Source organism: Virgibacillus sp. DJP39 (assembly GCF_049310925.1).
Lineage (GTDB): Bacteria > Bacillota > Bacilli > Bacillales > Amphibacillaceae > Virgibacillus_F.
In genome coordinates this window covers 1-2017 of sequence record NZ_JBMERP010000161.1, presented here as the reverse complement: position 1 = coordinate 2017, position 2017 = coordinate 1, and the positions used below count along the sequence as shown (strand labels likewise).

Sequence of the window (2017 nt, the reverse complement as noted above, 5' to 3'; positions counted from 1 at the left end):
GAAAACGGGAGTTACAAAAGCCCTTAGGAGTGAGCCTGTTCTCAATGAAGCCTATCGTGAACTAGCAGATTATTACCGTACGGTAATTGTTCCAAGCCGTGTCCGAAAACCAAAAGATAAAGCAAGTGTCGAGGGAACAGTTGGATATATATCTCGACAAATCATAGCTCCATTAAGAAACTATCATTGTTTTCATATCGAAGATTTGAATCAACGAATCTTTGAAAAGCTAGAAGAAATCAATACGATTGATTTTCAAAAACGACCTGGTTCTCGTAAAAAGGTGTTTGAGGAAGAAGAGAAATCCTACCTTCAACAGCTTCCTCAAACACGTTACAAACTTACGGAATGGAAATCAGCAAAAGTTCAACTGAACTACCACATCCAAGTTGAACGCATGTATTATTCCGTTCCGTATGATTATGTCCGTGAGCAAGTCGATGTGCGACTAACCACGGATCTAATTGAAGTTTACTTCAAAGAAGCTCGAATTGCATCCCATAAAAGACTAAATGGTGAGATAGGTCAATATTCTACAAACATCGACCATATGCCTGATAATCATCGATTATATCTAGAACATAATCCTGAGAACAATCGCAAATGGGCAGAAACGATTGGAACTTCTATGGTGCAATTTGTTTCTTATATCTTAGAAATGAATGTTGAAAAGAAAGCATTAAATATCCTTAGCACATTAAGAAATCTATCAACAAAATACCCGAAAGATGAAATCGAAAATGCAACGCAAATATTACTAGAAATAGCAACAAACCCAACGGTTTCTGTATTAAAGGGTGTGCTTGAAAGAAGTAAGAAGCGAAAACAAAAGGCAAATACAAATAGTGAACAAACGAACAGCGATAACTATGCATTTGTACGTGGAGCTAAATATTTTGGGGGGAATAAATAATGATGAATCAAGAAACGTTACGTAAGTTAACTGAAATGAAAATGGGTGCAATGGCAGAAGTATATCAGCAACAAGGGCAGAATAAGGAATATCAAGGCATGGATTTTGATGATCGTTTCAACCTTTTGGTAGATTATGAGTATGATCGTCGTAAATCTAATAAACTCGAACGACTAATTAAACAAGCAACATTTAATGAGCCAACTGCAGCTATAGAAGATGTAGAATATCATCCTGATCGGAATCTAGATAAGAGATTAATTCTAGAGTTAGCAACAGGAAACTACATTCAAAATCACCATAATATTATTTTAATGGGGGCATCCGGGAACGGAAAAACATGGATATCTAATGCGTTTGGGGTCCATGCATGTCGGCAACTTTATAAAGTAAAGTATATCAGATTACCAGAATTACTTGATGAATTGACTGTAGCGAAGTATGAAGCTGATGGTAGTTTCCGTAAGATCATTCAAAAGTATAAGAAGATCGACCTATTGATACTTGATGAATGGTTATTAACCGAGCTTTCAGAGGAGCATGTACTTCATGTGTTGGAAATCATTGAGGCGAGATTAAAACGAGCCTCGACTATTTTCTGCTCACAATTTTCACCAGAAGGTTGGCACTCAAAGCTAGGACAGGCACAAGTAGCTGATGCGATTCTTGATCGTATTGTTCATGATTCTCATAAGATCCTAGTAGATGGTGAAGTTTCAATGAGAGAACGTCATGGATTGGGAGTAGTGAAATGATTCCTGAAGAAGTTGAAAATCGCGTAGCGAAGTACTTTTTCCATAATTATTTACCTGCTGAAATAATGAAAGAAGTAGTAGATAAACTATTACCACCTTGTATATGCACGGAGATAGAGGAGTTAGACTTTGATGAACTCGTCCGTTGGGCTATTGAAATTATAATAGAACAGTTAGAAGATAAAAAATTTAAATGAAATAACGAGGCATTGGAATGGCCATTCCAATGCCTCGTTATTATTTTAACCTTAAAACCATGTGGCTCTCTCTTCCGCATTCACTGGCTCTTTTCTCCGCAAACGGTGGCTCAAAACTCCGCACAGCTGGCTCAATCTGTCCGCAATACTCA

At 37.2% G+C, this 2017-nt stretch carries 3 protein-coding genes; all 3 read left to right on the top strand.

Features of this window, described 5'->3' with window-relative positions; translation table 11 throughout:
* Positions 1 to 913, top strand: a 913-nt coding sequence (locus ACOI1D_RS21415) for a Mu transposase domain-containing protein (protein WP_422504223.1), incomplete at its 5' end; no start/stop codon positions are given.
* The gene (gene istB, locus ACOI1D_RS21410; protein ID WP_422504221.1) at positions 913 to 1668 is read left to right on the top strand and encodes an IS21-like element helper ATPase IstB; all 756 of its coding nucleotides are present in this window, start codon (positions 913 to 915) and stop codon (positions 1666 to 1668) included. The genes ACOI1D_RS21415 and istB, both read left to right, overlap by 1 nt.
* The gene (locus tag ACOI1D_RS21405; protein ID WP_422504219.1) at positions 1665 to 1865 is read left to right on the top strand and encodes a hypothetical protein; all 201 of its coding nucleotides are present in this window, start codon (positions 1665 to 1667) and stop codon (positions 1863 to 1865) included. Before istB ends, ACOI1D_RS21405 begins: the two co-directional genes overlap by 4 nt.
* Positions 1866 to 2017: the final 152 nt, after the last annotated feature.